This window comes from Achromobacter deleyi (genome assembly GCF_902859705.1).
Lineage (GTDB): Bacteria > Pseudomonadota > Gammaproteobacteria > Burkholderiales > Burkholderiaceae_B > Achromobacter > Achromobacter deleyi.
In genome coordinates this window covers 429,484-445,387 of the sequence record NZ_CADIJO010000002.1, presented here as the reverse complement: position 1 = coordinate 445,387, position 15,904 = coordinate 429,484, and the positions used below count along the sequence as shown (strand labels likewise).

Below are 15,904 nucleotides of genomic sequence, written 5' to 3'. Positions count from 1 at the left end.
CGCCCCCGCGCTACAGTTTCGGCGCGTAGCGCACCGTCAGCATCACATTGCGGGGCTCGCCGTAGTAGTTGTTGCTGCTGATCGTGTTGTAGGACGGCACGTAGTATTTCTTGTCGAACACGTTGTTCAGGTTCAGGCCGAAGCTGAGCTCGGACGTGGCCTGGTACCCCACGCGGGCATTCCACACGGAAAAACCCGCCAGCGCGAACTTGCGGTCCGAGCTCAGTGTATGCGTCTGCGTGTTGACACCGGCGCCCACGCTCAGGCGGTTCCAGTCACCCGGCAGCTTGTAGTTGGCCCACAGGCGCAGCATGTGCTTGGGCGTCCACGTGTTGAAGATCTTGCCCTGGTTGTCCGGGTCTTCCAGGTACTTGGTGGTGTTGTAGGTGTAGCCGGCGAACAGTTGCAGGCCCTGGATCACCTCGCCCGACACTTCCGCCTCGAAGCCCTGGCTGCGCACCTTGCCGGCCGCGCGCGAGCAATACCAACCGTCGCAGGCAAAGCCGTTGTCGTAGTCGGTCACCGAGCGGTTCTTGTGGTCGTAGCGGAACACGGCCAGCGCCACGTTGACGCGGCCATCGGCCAGCTCACCCTTCACGCCGGCTTCGTAGTTGGCGCCTTCCACCGGCTTGAGCAACGCGCCCGATACGCTGCGATCGGTCTGCGGCTCGAACACGGACGTATAGCTGGTGTAGACCGACCAGTCGCGGCTCAGGGCGTAGACGATGCCGGCATAAGGAATGAAGCGGCCGGATTCCGTCGTGGCCGAGGTCTCGCCGGCCGACCGGTACGTGAAGTCATACCAGCCCACGCGGCCGCCGCCGATCAACGACAGCGACTCGGTGGGCTTGACGCGCCACGTGCCGTAGATGCCCTTCTGCCGGATGTCGTAGGCGCTGCGGCTGTCGTAGCCGCTGGCGGCTGCGATGCTGTCGATATCCTGCCACGGCCGGTTGTGGTCGATGTCGAAGATATTGCCGTCGCTATCGCTCCAGGCCCGCGTGAAGCGGTCTTGCGTGGTGAGCTTGGAATAGTTCGCGCCCAGCACGACTTCCTGCTTCATGCCCAGCGCCGTGAAATCGCCGCTGACCGACATGTCCAGGCCGCGCTGCTTGCTGTTGAAGTCCACGCCGAAATTGCCATACGACAAGCCGCTGCCGTCGCGCTGCACCGCATCGGCCACGCGCTGGTGCACGGTGGTGTTCTTCTCGTTCATGGCAACGCCGCCCAGCTTGAAGCGCCAGGCCTCGTTGAAGCGGTGTTCCAGGTCGGCGTAGAACACGGTCTGGTCATTCTTGGCGCGGTTCCAGGTCGACCCCGTGTAGGTGGAACGCGGCAGGTCGATGTCGCCGCCATCGGCAAAGCGCGGAAAGCCCACGAACATGGGGCGCGAGCGGCTGAAGCGGTTGCTGACCGCGATGCCGGCGGTGGTGTCGGGGCTGATGTCGTAGTCCAGCGCCGCGTACAGGTTGCGGGTCTTGTCCCACACGTAATCGGTGTACGAATGGCTGCGGTCATCGTCCAGCACCACCCGGCCGCGCAGCGTGCCGGCTGCGTTCAGCGGGCTGCCGGCGTCCAGCTGCAGGCCATAGCGGTCCCACGAACCGACCTTGCCCGTGACCACCACCGACGGTTCGGCGCCGCCGCGCTTGCGCACCAGGTTGACCGCGCCGCCCGGGCTGCCGGCCCCTTGCAACAGGCCGGCCGCGCCGCGCAGGATCTCGACGCGGTCGTAGAACACCAGCGAATCCTGTTCCCAATTGCCCAGGCTGTAGTTGTTGCGCAAGAGCGGCACGCCGTCGTACTGCAGCATGTCCACCGGAAAGCCGCGCGAGTTGATCGCGATGCCCGGGCCCACGCCTTGCACGCCCACCATGCCGGTGGTGTTGTTGATCGCGTCCGGCAGGCTGGTCATGTCCTGGTCGTCCATGCGCTGGCGCGTCAGGATGGTGATGGACTGGGGAATGTCCTTCAATGCCTGCGTGGTCTTGCCGATGGTGGCCGCGGGCGAGGCATACGACCCCGTGCCATCGGTGGTGGCCTGGTAGCTGCCGGTCACGGTCACCGGCGCCAGCGTCTGCGCCTGGCCCGTCCCCGCCTGGCGCAATCGATAGCCGCCCTCGCCGCGCGCCACGGCCTGCAATCCGGTCCCTGCCAGCAGGCGCGCAAGCGCCGCATCCACGGAATAGGCGCCCGACACGCCATCGGTGTGCGCGCCCTGCGTCAGCGCCGGGTCGGACGCCACCATCACGCCCGCCTGCATGCCGAAGGCGCCCAGCGCCGCGCCCAACGGGCCAGCAGGCACATTGAAGGACACCGTGCGCGCGGCCGGCGCGGCCTGGGCCTGGACGGACGCGGCGGGCCACACCGCCACGACCAGCGGCAGGGCCAGCGACAGCGCCACGCACAGCCGCGTGCGCGGCAGGACGCCGCGGCGGGCGGCATTCGCGGCGCGGGCCGCGGAAAGGGAATGGCAAGGCATGAAGAAGTCCTGGTTCACGAGGGAGGAATGCGGCCCGTCGAGCGGGCTGCTTTCCCTACATGAAGCGTGAGAACGCCGATCACGCCGTTCCAGTTACAAATCAATCGCGTCAGGCCAGGTGCACGTTGACCCAGTAGCGCGTGTAGCGCTGCACCCGCACCGGCAACACGTCCTGCAGCATCGACAGGACCTGGTCCGTGTCGGCCACCGGAAACGCGCCCACCACTCGCAGCGGCGCCGCCTCCGGCGCACAGCGCAGCACGCCGGGGCGGTAGCGCCCCAGTTCGCGCAGGAAGTCGGCCAGCGGCATGGCATCGGCCAGCAGCATGCCATCCAGCCAGGCCGATACGCCCGGCGCCAGCGCCGCCGGCACGAAATCGCCCGCAGCGGAAAACTCGGCCTGCCCGCCCGCCGGCACCCGCCGCGGCGCCGCGCCGGCCTGGCCGTTCGCGACATCCACCGCCCCTTCCAGCACGGCCACCCGGACCCGTCCCGCACCCAGGTCGCGCACCAGGAAGCGCGTGCCCACCGGCGTCAGCACGCCGGCGCGCGTACGCACAGTGAAGGGACGGCCCCGCGGGTCCTGTCCGGTGGCCACCAGGATTTCCCCTTCGCGCAGTACCAGCTCGCGCCGCGTATCCGTGTAGCGCAGGTCCACCGCGCTGCCGGCATTCAGTTCGACGCGGGTGCCGTCAGCCAGCACCACGCTGCGTCGTTCGCCCGTGCCGGTGCGCAGGTCGGCTGCCAGATTGCGCAGGGCCTCGCGGTCGTTGACGGCCCAGGCGCCCAGTCCGACGCCGGTCGCCGCCATCATCCAGCGGATGGCGTTGCGCCGCGCACGGATCAGCGGCGCCTGCTGCAGGGTGCGCGACGCAACATCGGCGCCGGCCTGCTCGGCGCCCAGGGACACGCCCCGGGTCAGCGCGCCCAACCGTTGCCAGGCCAGGTCGTGGGCGGGCTGCGCCTGGCGCCAGCGCTCGAAGCGGTCGCGCTCGGTGGGCGTTGCGCCATCGCGCAGGCGCGCCCACCAGTCGGCCGCCTGGCGGATCACCTTGGGGTCGAGCTTGCCGGCTTCCGGCGCCAGCGGCCGGAGCAGACGGACGCTATCCACCGGGCCGCTCACCCGTAGACCGCCGCGTAGCAACGCACCAGCGCTCGGGCCAGCGATTTCTGCACGGCGTTGGGCGTCAGGCCCAGGCGTTCGCCGATCTCGATGTTGGACAGGCCGTCGATCTGCGCCATCAGGAAAATGCGGCGGCTGGTCATGGGCAAGGTATCCAGCAGTTCGCAAACCTGTTCCAGCGCCTCCAGGATCAAGGCGCGCGACTCCACCGACGGTTCCACCGCCGCCGGTTGCAGGGCCAGGGATTCGGCATAGGCCGCTTCCAGCGCGGCGCGGCGCGCACGCCCGATCAGCAGGCGATTGGCGATGGTGCGCAGGTAGGCACGCGGCTCGCTCAACGGCTGGGCGACGTTGGCGCGGATCAACCTTTCGAACGTGTCGTGGGCCACGTCGGCGGCATCGGACGCGTTGCCCAGCTTGCGATGCAGCACGGTGCGCAGCCAGGAATGGTGCGCCTGATAAACGGACTGCACCTCGGCGTGAGGCGCTAGGGAAGTGGAGTGCATGACGGCCCGGCCCCAGCCGGGACCACCAGAGACGTTAATGTAATGGAAACTATTCTCATTATAGTCCGGCCGGCCGCCTTGAACAGATCCCCCGCCCCAACCCGCGGCGCCAGCCTCGTGCGTCGCAGGCCAGACGGCCCGGGCCCGGGGGTTCAGGCCCGGATCGCGTTGCCGAGCTGTTCGGCCAAGAGCGCCAGCGCGGGCGTATCCAGCGCCTGTGCCGCGTAGCACAGGCCCACGCGGCGCGACAGCGCCAGGCCGTCCAGGGCGCGCGCCACCACGCCGCCCTGCTGATCCACCAGCGAGCGCGGCGCGATGCAGGCGCCCACCCCGGCCCCGGCCAATTCCAGCGCCAGGCGCAGCGACGCCGCCTGTGCGGCGGGCGTGTTGGCGGCCGCGCCGTAGTACGGCAACAGGCGTTGATGGCTGGGGTGGTCGGGGCAGACGATCCAGTCGGGCATGGCATCGGCCGGCGCGTCGGCGGGCGATGCGATGGCGTACGGGTCGTTCCACAGCGGCAGGAACAGTTCGTCTTCGCAGCGCTCGTCTTCGGTGGCCAGCCGGGCGTCGCCCGTGCACCCTTCCAGCAGGTGCAATTGCAGGTTGGGCACGGCCTGCCGCGCCCGCGCCACGAAGGCGCGGATATGCGCGCCGGCAATCTCGCCTTCGATGCCGATGCGCAGTTCGGCCACGCGGGCATCCTGCCGGAACTGACGGGTCATGGATTCGGTCTGCGCGACCAGGCGGCGGGCCTGCGGGTACAGGATGCGGGCCGCGTCCGTGACGGACACGCCGCGCGCCTGGCGCTCGAACAACTGCGCGCCCAGCAGGCTTTCCAGGCTTTTGATGGTGCCCGACAAGGCCGGCTGGCTCAGGTGCAGACGCTGCGCGGCGGCGGTGATGTTACGCTCTTCGAACACCGCAATGAAGGCGTTCAGCTGGCGGCTATCCATAAGTTTTCCCGATTGATGCAAGAAGAATAAACCATTTTTCAAGCGGGAAAAGCCGCCATACACTGGTTTTCAGTCATTCTGACATACGAATCACCGATACCTGGAGCCCCACCATGAGCACCCCCAAACTTCCCCTCGTCGTTGTCACCGGCGCCAGCTCGGGCATCGGCCTGGCTACCGCCCGCCTGTTCTCGTCCCACGGCCATCCGCTGTTGCTGCTGGCCCGCCGCCTGGCGCCGATGCAGGCCCTGAACCTGCCCAACACGCTGGCCCGCCAGGTCGACGTGACCGACCGCCAGGCGCTGGCCGCCGCCCTGCGCGAAGCCGAAGCCCAATACGGCCCGGCCGACGCCATCGTCAACAATGCCGGCGTCATGCTGCTGGGCGACATCACCCGCCAGGACCCGGAACAATGGGACCGCATGCTGGACGTCAACGTCAAAGGCCTGTTGAACGGCGTGCATGCCGTGGCGGCCGGCATGGCCGAACGCGGCCGCGGCACCATCATCAACATCAGTTCGGTCGCGGGGCGCAAGACCTTCCCCAACCACGTGGCGTACGTGGGCACCAAGTTTGCCGTGCATGGCCTGTCGGAAAACCTGCGCGAAGAACTGTCGCCGCACAACGTGCGGGTGGTCACCATCGCCCCCGGCGCGGTCGAAACCGAACTGCTGGGCCACACCACCGATGACGGCATCAAGAGCGGCTACGAGGCCTGGAAGGCCGACATGGGCGGCAAGGTGCTCGCCGCCGAAGACGTGGCCAACGCCGTGTACTACGCCTACTCGCAGCCCCCCGGCGTGTGCATCCGCGAGATCGTGCTGGCCGCGACGCGGCAACAGGCGTAGGCCCTGCGCCCGCGCCGGCCGGGCTGGCCGGCGCCTCTGCAAACGCTAGAACGTCGCCTTCAGGTTCAGGAACACGCTGCGCGGCTCGCCGTAGTAGACCTGGTTGGCCACGCCGCCCAGGTAGTACTTCTTGTCGAACAGGTTGTTCACGTTCAACTGCGCCGACAGGCGCGAATTGAAGTCGTAGCGCGCCATCACGTTGAACAGCGCCGCGGCCTTCTGCTTGGCGGTCACGCTGCCTTCGTCCAGCTCGACGGTGCTGTACGTGCTGATCTGCCAGTTGACGCCGCCGCCGACAGTCAGCTTGCTCCACGCGCCCGGCAGGCGGTAGGTCGTGAACAGCATGGCGGTCGCGCGCGGACGTTCGGTGTTGACCGACACGCCGTGCACGTCGCGGCTGGTGTAGTACGTGCCGCCCAGCGTGGTGTTCCAGCCCGGCGCCAGCTGGCCGGTCACTTCCATTTCAATACCGCGGGTGGTGACGCCATCGGCCGTCTTGTAGGCGCCGTCGGTGGACCCCGGCACCATGTAGCCCGGGTCCGGCACGCCGGTCTTGCTTTCCTTCACCTTGAACAGCGCCACCGACGCATTGAGGCGGCCGTCCAGGTATTCGCCCTTCACCCCCACTTCGTAGTTCTGCCCTTCCACCGGATCCAGGTAATTGCCGCTGCGGTCACGGTAATCCTGGGGCTGGAAGATGTCGGTATAGCTGGCGTAGGCCGAATACGTACTGTTGATGTCGTAGACGACGCCCGCGTAGGGAATCAGGCGCGAGTCTTTCTGGTCGCGGGTCGGCGAGCGCGATTGCCACGTGGCATAGCGGCTGCCGGTGATCAGCGTCAGGCTGTCGGTCAGCGACCAGCGCGCCGCGGCGTACGCGCCGCGCTGGTGCGTGATGGTGTCGCGCAGCGTGGTCGTCGTCCAGTTGGGCTGCGCGTACGAGCCGTCCCAGTCGTAGAACGAGCCCGTGTCGGGCATCGCGCCCTCGCGGCCATAGCTGTAGAAGTCTTCGCTGTAGCGGCTGCGCATGGCGCCCAGCACCAGCTCATGGCGGCGGCCCAGCAGCTGGAACGGCCCCTTGACCTGCAGGTTCAGCGAGGTCTGCTGCGCATACGAATTCCAGTAACCCGGCAACGCCCCCAGGCCCTCGCCGGTGTCGCGATCCGGCTGGCCGTACAGGTACAGCAGCTTGGCGTCGTACTTGCTCTTGCGCAGCGACCAGTCGGCCTTGGCTTCCCAATCGTTCTCAAAGCGGTGCGACAGCGACGCAAAGGTGGTGCGCTGCGTGGTGTGCCAATAGGTCCAGTCGGCCGCGCTGGTCTTGGACCGGCGCCAGTCGGTCGGCGTGCCGTCGCTGAACACCACCGGCAGGCTGCCCCAGGTGGTGCCGCGCGGCCGCTTGTCCTGCGAATCCATGCCCACGCTCAATGTGGTCGACGGCGTCAGGTCCGCATCGATCACCCCGTAGAACACCTTCTTGTCGGTGTGGTACAGGTCGATGTACGAATCCTTCTTCTGGTACAGCGCCACCATGCGTGCACGCACCGTGCCTTCCTGGTTCAGCGGCGTGCTCAGGTCGACCGAGCTGCGGAACTGGTTCCACGAGCCCACGCCGGTGTTGATCGTGCCGGTGAATTCCCGGCTGTTGGCATGCTTGCGCACCAGGTTGATCGAGGCCGACGGATTGCCCGCGCCGGTCATCAGCCCCGTGGCGCCGCGCACCACTTCGATGCGGTCGTAGATGATCGAATCGTTGTCGGATTCGCCGTACATCGACAGGCCGATGGTGGTGGGCACGCCGTCGTACTGCAAGCTGTCGATATAGAACCCGCGCGACCAGAAATCGGTGCGGTCGCTGTCTTCGGCCACCACTTGCACGCCCACCACGTTGCCCATCACCTCGTCCAGCGACCGCAGGTTCTGGTCGTCGATGCGCTGGCGCGTCACCACCGACACCGACTGCGGCGTTTCGCGCAACGACAGCGACAGTCCGGTGGCCGCGGCCGTTGCCGGGGTGGTGTAGGACCCCGTGCCTTCGGTCACGGCGGGATCGCGCGCGCCCAGTACCGTTACCGGCGCCAGGCTGGCCACCTCGCCGTCGCGCGACAGGATGATGCTGTCGCCCTGCCAGCGATAGGCCACGCCCGTGCCTTGCAGCAGGCGGGCCAGCGATTGCTCGGGGCTGCCGCTCATGCGCAGGCCGGGGCTGCGCAATCCGGCGACCACCTCGGGCGCGTAGAACACGCGCTGGCGGGTCTGCGCAGCCCATTGCAGCAAGGCATCGCCCAGCTGCATGGCGGCGATGTCCACCGTCACGGACTGGGGAGGGGTTTGGGCTTGCACGGCGGGGCTGGCACCGAGTGCCATGGCCAGCGACAGCGTCAGGGAAGACAGGGCAAAACGGGTGGCGGCGCGCGCGGGGCGCCAGACAGGAAGGTTCACGGTCAGCTGCGGATTCGGTTCAACGGCAAGAAGGAAAGTCCCCGAAGCGGGAACGCGGCGCGACGCGCCTTCTCACCTAGAACGATGCAGCGGCGAAAAAACCTGAATGCTTCGTCCGATTAATTTGTAACGATCAACGCGCCGACACGTCGATCACGCCGTCTGCGGCGGGCGCCAGCTTCACCGGAGCCACCGCCGGCAAGGCGTCCAGCAGCGCTTCGGGGCGGTCCAGGCTGAACGAAGCGGACACGCGCAGGCGCCCCGCCCGGCTGTCGGCCACGCGCAGCGGCGTGGCCAGGTAGCGGTTCATTTCGCTGACCACTTCGGTCAGCGGTGCATTCTTGAACACCACGCGCCCCGTCTGCCAGGCCAGCGCCGTGTCGACGTCGGCGGGCGCCGGCACGCCGATGGCGCCGCTACTAGGCACGCGGATGCCATGGCCGCCGCGCAGCACCGCCAGGCCCAGGTTCCACCAATGGCCGCCGGTGACTTCCACCGTGCCGGAACGCACCAGCACCGTGACGACGTCTTCGTCGCGCCGAACGTCGAACACGGTGCCCGTCACGCGCACCTCGCCGCTGCCGGCGCGCACCAGGAACGGCCGCTCGGCATCGGGGCTGACGGAAAAGAGAATCTCGCCGCCCTGCAGTTCAACCTCGCGGCGGCCCGCGTAGAACTTCACCTCGGCCAGCGTGTTGCCGTTGATCTCGAGCACCGAGCCATCGGGCAGCGTGACCTGCTTGCGCTCGCCGCGGTCGGCGCCCACCACGGTCGTGAAGGACGGCGCCTCGCCGGGCAGGCTCCACCACCCCGCCAGGGCCACCAGCGCCAGCAAGGCGCAGGCGAAGCCCACGCGCAATGGCGCAGGCAACGGCAACCATCGGCGCCCCTTGGGCCGGGCCGGCACGGCGCCGCCCAGCAGGGCCTGGACGCGGTCTTGCGGCAGCCGCTCGGCCGCCTGCCCCAGCTGCTGCATGCGGTCGAAGTCGCGCGCGGCGTCCGGCTGCTCGCGGCGCCAGCGCGCGAAGGCGCGGCGCTCGCGGCGCGTCATGTCGCCCGAATGCCAGCGGGCAAACCACCAGGCGGCGGTGGCGGGCTGGCGCGGGTCGTCGGCATCGCGGGTAAAGGACTCGGTCATCGGTGGCTGCCGTCCGCGTCCGGGCGCGGATCTGTAGTGAAGGAAACCTGCGTCACGGCGCGTGCTCGCGCAGGCGCTCCTGCACGTATTCGATCGCCCGCATGACGTAGCGTTCAATCATATTCTTGGATAGCCCCATGTAGGTGGCCACCTCGGCCTGGGTCCAGCCTTCGATGCGATTCAGCACGAAGGCCTGGCGGCACTTGGGCGGCAGTTCCGCCAGCACGCGCGCCAGGTCGTCGGCCAGGCGCGCCGCCCGCAGCGGCGCATCCGGGTCGGGCCCGGCCGGCTGGTCGTCTTCGGCCAGGTCATCGAGCGGCACGTGCTGCTCGCGGCCCTGGCGGCGCCAGCGGTCGATCAGGCGATGCCCGGCCACCTGGAACAGATAGCCGCGGGCCTTGGCCGCCACGCTGCCGTCCGCCTTGAGCAGATGTTCGATCGCGTCGTGCGCGGCGTCTTCGGCGTCGTGCCGGTTGCCCGACCGGCGCGTCCAGGCGCCGATCAGCTCGTCATAGCAGGCGAGCCATCCGGGGCGGGACGAGGCGGGGCGGGACATGGGGCGATCCGGTAGCGTAGGGTGGCAACGCTGCGGATTTTACAAATAATTCTCATTATCGCAACTTGCGCACGCGCCCCACCCCGCCGCGGGCCGTTCGATCCGGTCAGGTCACCCGGAAAGTCAGACGCATCTGATCTGCCGATTCGGTCCTAATAATCCATCGGCACATGGCTCTGGGCCGCGCGCAGCTCCTGGATGTGCCGTTCGGCCTCTTCGCGTTCGGCCGCCGGCGGCAAGGCGCGCCAGCTCACCATGTTGCCCGGCGCCTTGGCCGGCATCCATCCCAGCACGCTGTACAGCGAAATCGCGGTACCGCCCGTGTCCAGCCTGGTCTCGTAATAGCCCTGCCGCTCTGGCGTCTTGTCGCCAGGCACCCACTCCAACTGAGACATCTTGTCGTCCTCTCGGTAACGCCCTTGCTTGACACCGCCGCTCCCACGAAACGGACGCCGTCGAATTGATCGTATAGCGCTGCCTGCCTCCTGATAAGCGCACGATGCGCCGCCTTTTCAATTCTTGACAGAGGGGAATCCCTAGGATTTTTTCGAAACGCGATTGCTAAAGCGGGAACTCAGGCGCTAGGATGCCGCAAAGCATTCTTACAAAGCCCAGGTCACCGGCACGATGCGGTCCCTGGGACAGCCCTCCCTCGGTTGCGGGCTTTTAAGGGCGACACCGGTATGCCGACATCGAGCTTCATGCGCTATCCGAAAGATCGGCTGGCGGCCCTGGCCGGCGCAAGCGCGCTGCGAGCCATCCGCGAAGGCCTGCTCTGGACGATGCCCTGCCTGCTGGTGGCCGCGCTGTTTCTCGTGCTGGCCATCGTGGCGCGCCAGCTGGGGCTGCCGCCCCACGTCGCCGATGTCCTGTCGGGGGTACACGACAAGCTCAATGCCGTCATGCCGATGCTGGTCAGCACGTCCATCGGCTACATGCTTTCCATCCGCTACCGCGTGCCCAACCTGCCGGCCGCCTTCCTGTGCCTGTCGTACCTGGTGATCGCCGAGGGCCTCCTGGCGCCCTACCCGCACGCCGCCGCCACGCTGACCCTGTTCATCGCCATCGTCGCGCCGCTGGGCACGGTGCCGCTGCTGTCGTGGCTGCACCGGCGCCGCTGGACCCGCCTGGCGCCCGATGGCTTGATCGGCGAAAACGTGCGCGGCACGCTGAACATGGTGATACCGGGGCTGCTGGTCGCCGGGGTCGTCGTGCTGGTCCTGAGCGCGGTGCTGCGCGTGCCCGGCGTCACGCAGTTCAACATCCCTGTCGACCTGGCTTCGCTGGACAGCCCCTTCACCACCGGCCCGATGATGGCCGCGATGAACTCGATCTTCTGGTTCTTCGGCATCCACGGCTACCACGCCATGGCGCCCATTCTCGATGTGCTGGACCAGGCCACGTCGCTCAACGCCGCCAGCGCCGCCGCCGGCTACCAGGGCATGTATGCGCTGAACAGCACGCTGCTGGGCGCCTTTGCCTTCATCGGCGGGGCCGGCGCGACCCTGTCGCTGGTGGCCGCGATCCTCCTGTTCTCGCGCAGCGAATCACTGCGCCTGCTGGCGCTGGCCAGCATCCCGGTGTCGCTGCTGAACGTCAACGAGATCCTGTTGTTCGGCCTGCCGCTGATTCTGAATCCGCGCCTCTTGATTCCGTTCGTGCTGACGCCGGTGTGCAATGTCATCATTGCGCTGGCCGTGGTGCAGCTGGGCTGGCTGGACCCGGCCACCGTCACGCTGCCGCTGACCTCGCCGGTATTGCTCAACGCCTACCTGGGTTCGGGCGGCCACCTGGGTGGCGTCGTATTGCAGGTGTTCCTGATCGCGCTGGGCACCTGCCTGTACGCGCCCTTCGTGGTGGCGCTGGAGCGCCAGCGCAAGGCCGATGCCACCGTGTATTTCAAGTCGCTGGACACCACCTTTCCGCGCCTGCAGGAAGAATCGCTGCTGTTCGCGCATGACCCCGTGGTATCGACCTACGCCAACCGCGCGCGCCGCAGCGCCGAGATCTCGCGCATCCGCACCATCAGCGAATACGACTTCTACCTGGAATACCAGCCGCAGGTGTCGCTGCGCACCGGCCTGTGCACCGGCTGCGAGGCGCTGCTGCGCGCCACCGGCCCCGAAGGCATGCAGCAGGCGCCGCTGGAATTCCTGCGCTGGCTGGCGCAGGCCGACCTGATGCGCGAGGTGGATCTGTGGGTAGCCAAGCAGGCCGTGCTGCAATGCCAGGCCTGGCGCCGCGCCGGCTTCGCCCTGCCGCTGACCATCAACGTCACCAGCAGCACGCTGACGTCCGCGTCGTACCTGGACAAGCTGGTGAAGGTGCTGGAACAGGCCCGCGGGCAGGTCTCGGTGGAACTGACCGAAGACGCGCTGGTGGAAGACGCCGAGGCGCTGCACACGGCGTTCGGCCGCCTGCACGGTATCGGCTGCCGCATCTACATCGACGACTTCGGTACCGGCTATTCGGCCCTGAGCTACCTGCACCAGTTCGAGATCGACGCGGTCAAGATCGACCGCAGCTTCGTGCTGGCCCAGCGCAGCGAACGCGGCGCGCAGGTGATGAGCGGCCTGCTGCGCTTTTGCGAAGCGCTGGACCTGCAGATCATTGTCGAGGGCGTGGAAACGCAGGAACAGATTTCGGCGCTGGAATCCAGCGCCGAAATCATCGTGCAAGGCTGGTTCTACAGCCGCGCGCTGCCGGGCGACAGCGTGGTGCAATTCGCGCGGCAGCGCATGCAGGCCGCCGCGCAGGACACTGCCGCGCCTACTTGATGCCGATGAACGGCATGGCCGAGCCGGGCACCTGCGTGGCCGGCAGCACGCCATCCCACTTCTCGACGGCGTTCAGGCTGACCAGATTGGTGTTGGCGGCCAGGGCTTCGGCCTTGGCGCGGATGGACGCCGCTTCGGCTTCGCCGCGCATGCGGATGCCGTCGGCTTCGGCCGTGAACTGCTGGCGGCGCGCATCGGCTTCGGCCTTGGCCTTGACCACCTGGATCTCGGCGTTGATCATCGCCGTTTCCTTCTGCTGGCGCGTGGTCTCGATCTGCACCTGGGCCAGCATGCGCTGCTCGATGGAATGCTCGTAGGCCTGCGAGAAGCCCACTTCCTCGATCTGCACGCCCACCACCTGCACCGGTGCGCCTTCCATCGTCTTGAGCACGGCGTTGTTCACGTCCAGGCCCAGCTTCTGGCGTTCCTGGATGGCGCGCACGGCGGTGTACTGGCCGAACACGTTCTTGACCGCGTCGGGCGTCTTGCGTTCCAGCACGCGCATCTGCAGATTGCCGATGGTGCCGTATTCGGAATACAGCTCGGCCACATGCTCGGACGGCACGCGGTAGGTGACCGACACGCGCAACGTGGCCGGTTGCTGGTCATAGCTGTAGGCTTCCAGCTTCTCGAACACGAAGGTGTGGTCGCGCACCGACACCATCATGACGCTATCGATGAACGGCGTCTTGAAATCCAGGCCCGGCTCGGACACGCGCACCAGCTTGCCGTTGCGCAGCACCACGCCGCGTTCGCCCTGATCCACCTGGAACCAAGAGCCGAATGCAATGAACAGAATCAGCAGGAACAGCACGCCAGTGACCACGGCCACCATCAGGCTGCGCGGCTTGGCGGATTTGACGATCTGCAGGTCGGTCGGCTTCACTTGGAGTCCTTTTCTGATTTGTTGCGTTTACGGTCCGAGAGCACGGCGGCGATACCGCGCGCGAGCAAATAGGCGACCACGGCCGCCCCAACCAAGATCAGGAAATAACGCATCTGGCATTCCCCCCCGGGATAGAAGCCAGCGATTCTAGCGCGACTCCGTCCCCGGAAATCGACAGAAAAGTTACGGTTGTTTCGTCTTGTCAGGCGCCGTAACACGCCAATCCCAAGCGGGCCAGGTTGTCCGGGTACTCGAAAAACGCCTCGTCCAATTCTTCCAGGCGCGCCTGTTCGTCTTCGGTCATCGCGCCGTAGATGTCGTTCAGTTGCACCACCTCGGGCGATTCCTCGAAACGGTCGATCAGGCCGCGCATGTCCGCCAGGATGGCATGCGTGCGCGCCGCCCCGATCTTCTTGAGCGCGCCCAGCGCCAGTTGGCAGGTGGGGTCGCCCCAGTTGCACAGGAACTGCATGAAGCCGCCGTTGTTGATGTCGGCTTCCATGCGCCACAACGCCACCAGCTCCTGGTCGCGCGGCGACAGGCTGTCCAACTGCCAGCCGGCCGCCTGCAACGTGGCCAGCGCGCGCTCGTAGACCGCATCCCACAGCAGGTCGCGCACGTTCAGCATGCCTTCGGCCGACGGCGCCAGCAGCGCCGGCCAGACCACGCCGTGGCCGTCGTCCACCAATTGCCACTGCGCGCGCTCGGCCGGGCTGCCTTTTTCCAGCCGGATGTGGCGGCGAATGGGTTCCTGCAGCGTGCGGCCATTGGCCAGGGTCAGGACGATGTGGGTGTCGGTCAGCGAGAGATCGCGGATGCGGTAGTCGGACATGCGGTGAATTCCTGGAATGAGCAACATGGGTGGCGCGGGGTCGCCCGGCACGATCGCCGAACCTTTGGCAAAATCACCGCGTAATCAATGGCTAGTCGTGCGCGGCTATCCGTGCGTTTCCGGAGTTCTACCACATGGTCAACATTGCAGGTCTCGGCAAATTCGCAGACGTGCCGCCTTTCGCCACCGCAGTGCTGGCGAACGACGTCGCGGCGCTCGATGCGTTCCTGGCAGGCGGGGCGGATATCAACGCGGCCATCGTGCTGAGTCCGCACGTGCAGGTCTTGCCGATCGAACTGGCGCTCGTCGCCCAGTGCACCGCGTCGACACGTTGGCTGGTCGAACACGGCGCCCACCTGAACGACACTCGGGCGCCTGCCTTCGTTCTGGCCGCCCGCCACGCCACCCCGGACATGATGCGCTATCTGGTGCAGCATGGCGCCGATATCCATGCCCGCCTGAAAGTCGGTGGCGATGCCTATCAACAAGCGTTGTACGGCAAGAAATTCAAGCACCTGCCCGTCATCGACGCCTTGGGACACACCGCTGCCGTCCATGCGGGCGGGGCCTTTCGCTCTGCGGTCTTCAACCGCCAGTACCCGGCGATCACGTTCTTTCTGGGGCATGGCGTGGACGTCAATTTCCGCGAGCGGGACCAGGTGTTTCCCGACTGCGCGACGCCCTTGATGGTCGCGGCTCGGAATCGTGACGCGAAGACATGCCGCCTGCTGGTCGAACACGGCGCCGACGTCACGCTGGCCAACCGTGACGGCGAACGCCCCTACACGATTGCCATGGAACAGGACGACGCCGCGCTGGCGGACTATTTCAAATCGCTGGAAACCCCCGAGCTGCACAGCGTGGCCCACAGGCTGCATGCGCTCAAGCCGTACAAGCTCGTTCCGGAACTGCTCGCCTTCCTGCAAGGTGCGCAGCGGCGCATCGAATTGCCGGACAGCGACTTCGGCTTCGTGGAATTCTTTGCGCTCACCGACACCATTGCGATGCAGGCCGGGCGCAGGAAGGTGCTGCGCTTGAGCCGCGCGTCGGGCGATTATTCCGACATCCTGCTGGTGTGGAATCCCGCGTCCCAACGCATCGGCTATTGGGATATCGAACACGAGGAATACGGCGACATCGCCGGGTTCAACGAATTCATGGCCGCGCCCGCCTTGCACATGAACCGCGTGCTGGAAGGCGATTAGGGTCCCGTTGTCGTCGACGCCGCACGGCGGCTGATCCCGGCGTCGCCAGGCTCATCGTTCCTCGCATCGCGCCGCACACTGTTACGCCTGCGCGCCGCCGCCCTCTGCTACCGTAAAGCGTGGGCCGAACGCCCGCTCGCAGGCCTGGCGCCCCCC

13 protein-coding genes are annotated in these 15,904 nt (G+C 67.2%); 3 read left to right on the top strand and 10 right to left on the bottom strand.

The annotated features are described in order from the left end of the window. Window positions 1-10: 10 nt before the first annotated feature. From HV798_RS04485 to HV798_RS04470, 4 genes are all read right to left on the bottom strand, one after another. Complete coding sequence (locus HV798_RS04485) at window positions 11-2,482, bottom strand: TonB-dependent siderophore receptor (protein WP_217481145.1); 2,472 nt, start codon at window positions 2,480-2,482, stop codon at window positions 11-13. A 109-nt stretch (window positions 2,483-2,591) separates the two neighbouring features. Continuing rightward, the gene (locus HV798_RS04480) at window positions 2,592-3,593 is read right to left on the bottom strand and encodes a FecR domain-containing protein (RefSeq protein WP_175191190.1); all 1,002 of its coding nucleotides are present in this window, start codon (window positions 3,591-3,593) and stop codon (window positions 2,592-2,594) included. Between the two features lie 8 nt (window positions 3,594-3,601). Then, the gene (locus tag HV798_RS04475; protein WP_175191191.1) at window positions 3,602-4,111 is read right to left on the bottom strand and encodes a sigma-70 family RNA polymerase sigma factor; all 510 of its coding nucleotides are present in this window, start codon (window positions 4,109-4,111) and stop codon (window positions 3,602-3,604) included. Between the two features lie 152 nt (window positions 4,112-4,263). Beyond that, complete coding sequence (locus HV798_RS04470) at window positions 4,264-5,064, bottom strand: LysR family transcriptional regulator (RefSeq protein ID WP_175191192.1); 801 nt, start codon at window positions 5,062-5,064, stop codon at window positions 4,264-4,266. Between the two features lie 113 nt (window positions 5,065-5,177). Here HV798_RS04470 and HV798_RS04465 point away from each other — a divergent pair, with 113 nt between their 5' ends. Further along, complete coding sequence (locus tag HV798_RS04465; RefSeq protein ID WP_175191193.1) at window positions 5,178-5,912, top strand: SDR family oxidoreductase; 735 nt, start codon at window positions 5,178-5,180, stop codon at window positions 5,910-5,912. 45 nt (window positions 5,913-5,957) lie between these two features. Here HV798_RS04465 and fhuE read toward each other — a convergent pair whose 3' ends face one another. From fhuE to HV798_RS04445, 4 genes are all read right to left on the bottom strand, one after another. Beyond that, window positions 5,958-8,279: a ferric-rhodotorulic acid/ferric-coprogen receptor FhuE gene (gene fhuE / locus HV798_RS04460; protein ID WP_425486118.1), complete on the bottom strand. Its 2,322-nt coding sequence runs from the start codon at window positions 8,277-8,279 to the stop codon at window positions 5,958-5,960. A 208-nt stretch (window positions 8,280-8,487) separates the two neighbouring features. Next, complete coding sequence (locus HV798_RS04455; protein WP_175191194.1) at window positions 8,488-9,492, bottom strand: FecR family protein; 1,005 nt, start codon at window positions 9,490-9,492, stop codon at window positions 8,488-8,490. 52 nt (window positions 9,493-9,544) lie between these two features. Then, the gene (locus HV798_RS04450; protein WP_175216339.1) at window positions 9,545-10,048 is read right to left on the bottom strand and encodes an RNA polymerase sigma factor; all 504 of its coding nucleotides are present in this window, start codon (window positions 10,046-10,048) and stop codon (window positions 9,545-9,547) included. A gap of 152 nt (window positions 10,049-10,200) precedes the next feature. Further along, window positions 10,201-10,443, bottom strand: a complete 243-nt coding sequence (locus HV798_RS04445; RefSeq protein WP_025139236.1) for a hypothetical protein — start codon at window positions 10,441-10,443, stop codon at window positions 10,201-10,203. Between the two features lie 288 nt (window positions 10,444-10,731). Here HV798_RS04445 and HV798_RS04440 point away from each other — a divergent pair, with 288 nt between their 5' ends. Beyond that, window positions 10,732-12,825, top strand: a complete 2,094-nt coding sequence (locus HV798_RS04440) for a PTS sugar transporter subunit IIC/EAL domain-containing protein (protein ID WP_175191196.1) — start codon at window positions 10,732-10,734, stop codon at window positions 12,823-12,825. On the opposite strand, the gene HV798_RS04435 is transcribed toward HV798_RS04440, so the two are convergent. Both HV798_RS04435 and HV798_RS04430 read right to left on the bottom strand, forming a co-directional pair. Then, on the bottom strand, window positions 12,818-13,660 hold the full coding sequence (locus HV798_RS04435) for a prohibitin family protein (RefSeq protein WP_175191481.1): 843 nt from the start codon (window positions 13,658-13,660) through the stop codon (window positions 12,818-12,820). The two genes, HV798_RS04440 and HV798_RS04435, sit on opposite strands and share 8 nt — an antisense overlap. A gap of 253 nt (window positions 13,661-13,913) precedes the next feature. Beyond that, on the bottom strand, window positions 13,914-14,543 hold the full coding sequence (locus tag HV798_RS04430) for a DMP19 family protein (protein ID WP_175191197.1): 630 nt from the start codon (window positions 14,541-14,543) through the stop codon (window positions 13,914-13,916). A 134-nt stretch (window positions 14,544-14,677) separates the two neighbouring features. On the opposite strand from HV798_RS04430, the gene HV798_RS04425 reads away from it, so the two are divergent. Next, complete coding sequence (locus HV798_RS04425) at window positions 14,678-15,748, top strand: ankyrin repeat domain-containing protein (RefSeq protein ID WP_175191198.1); 1,071 nt, start codon at window positions 14,678-14,680, stop codon at window positions 15,746-15,748. Window positions 15,749-15,904: the final 156 nt, after the last annotated feature.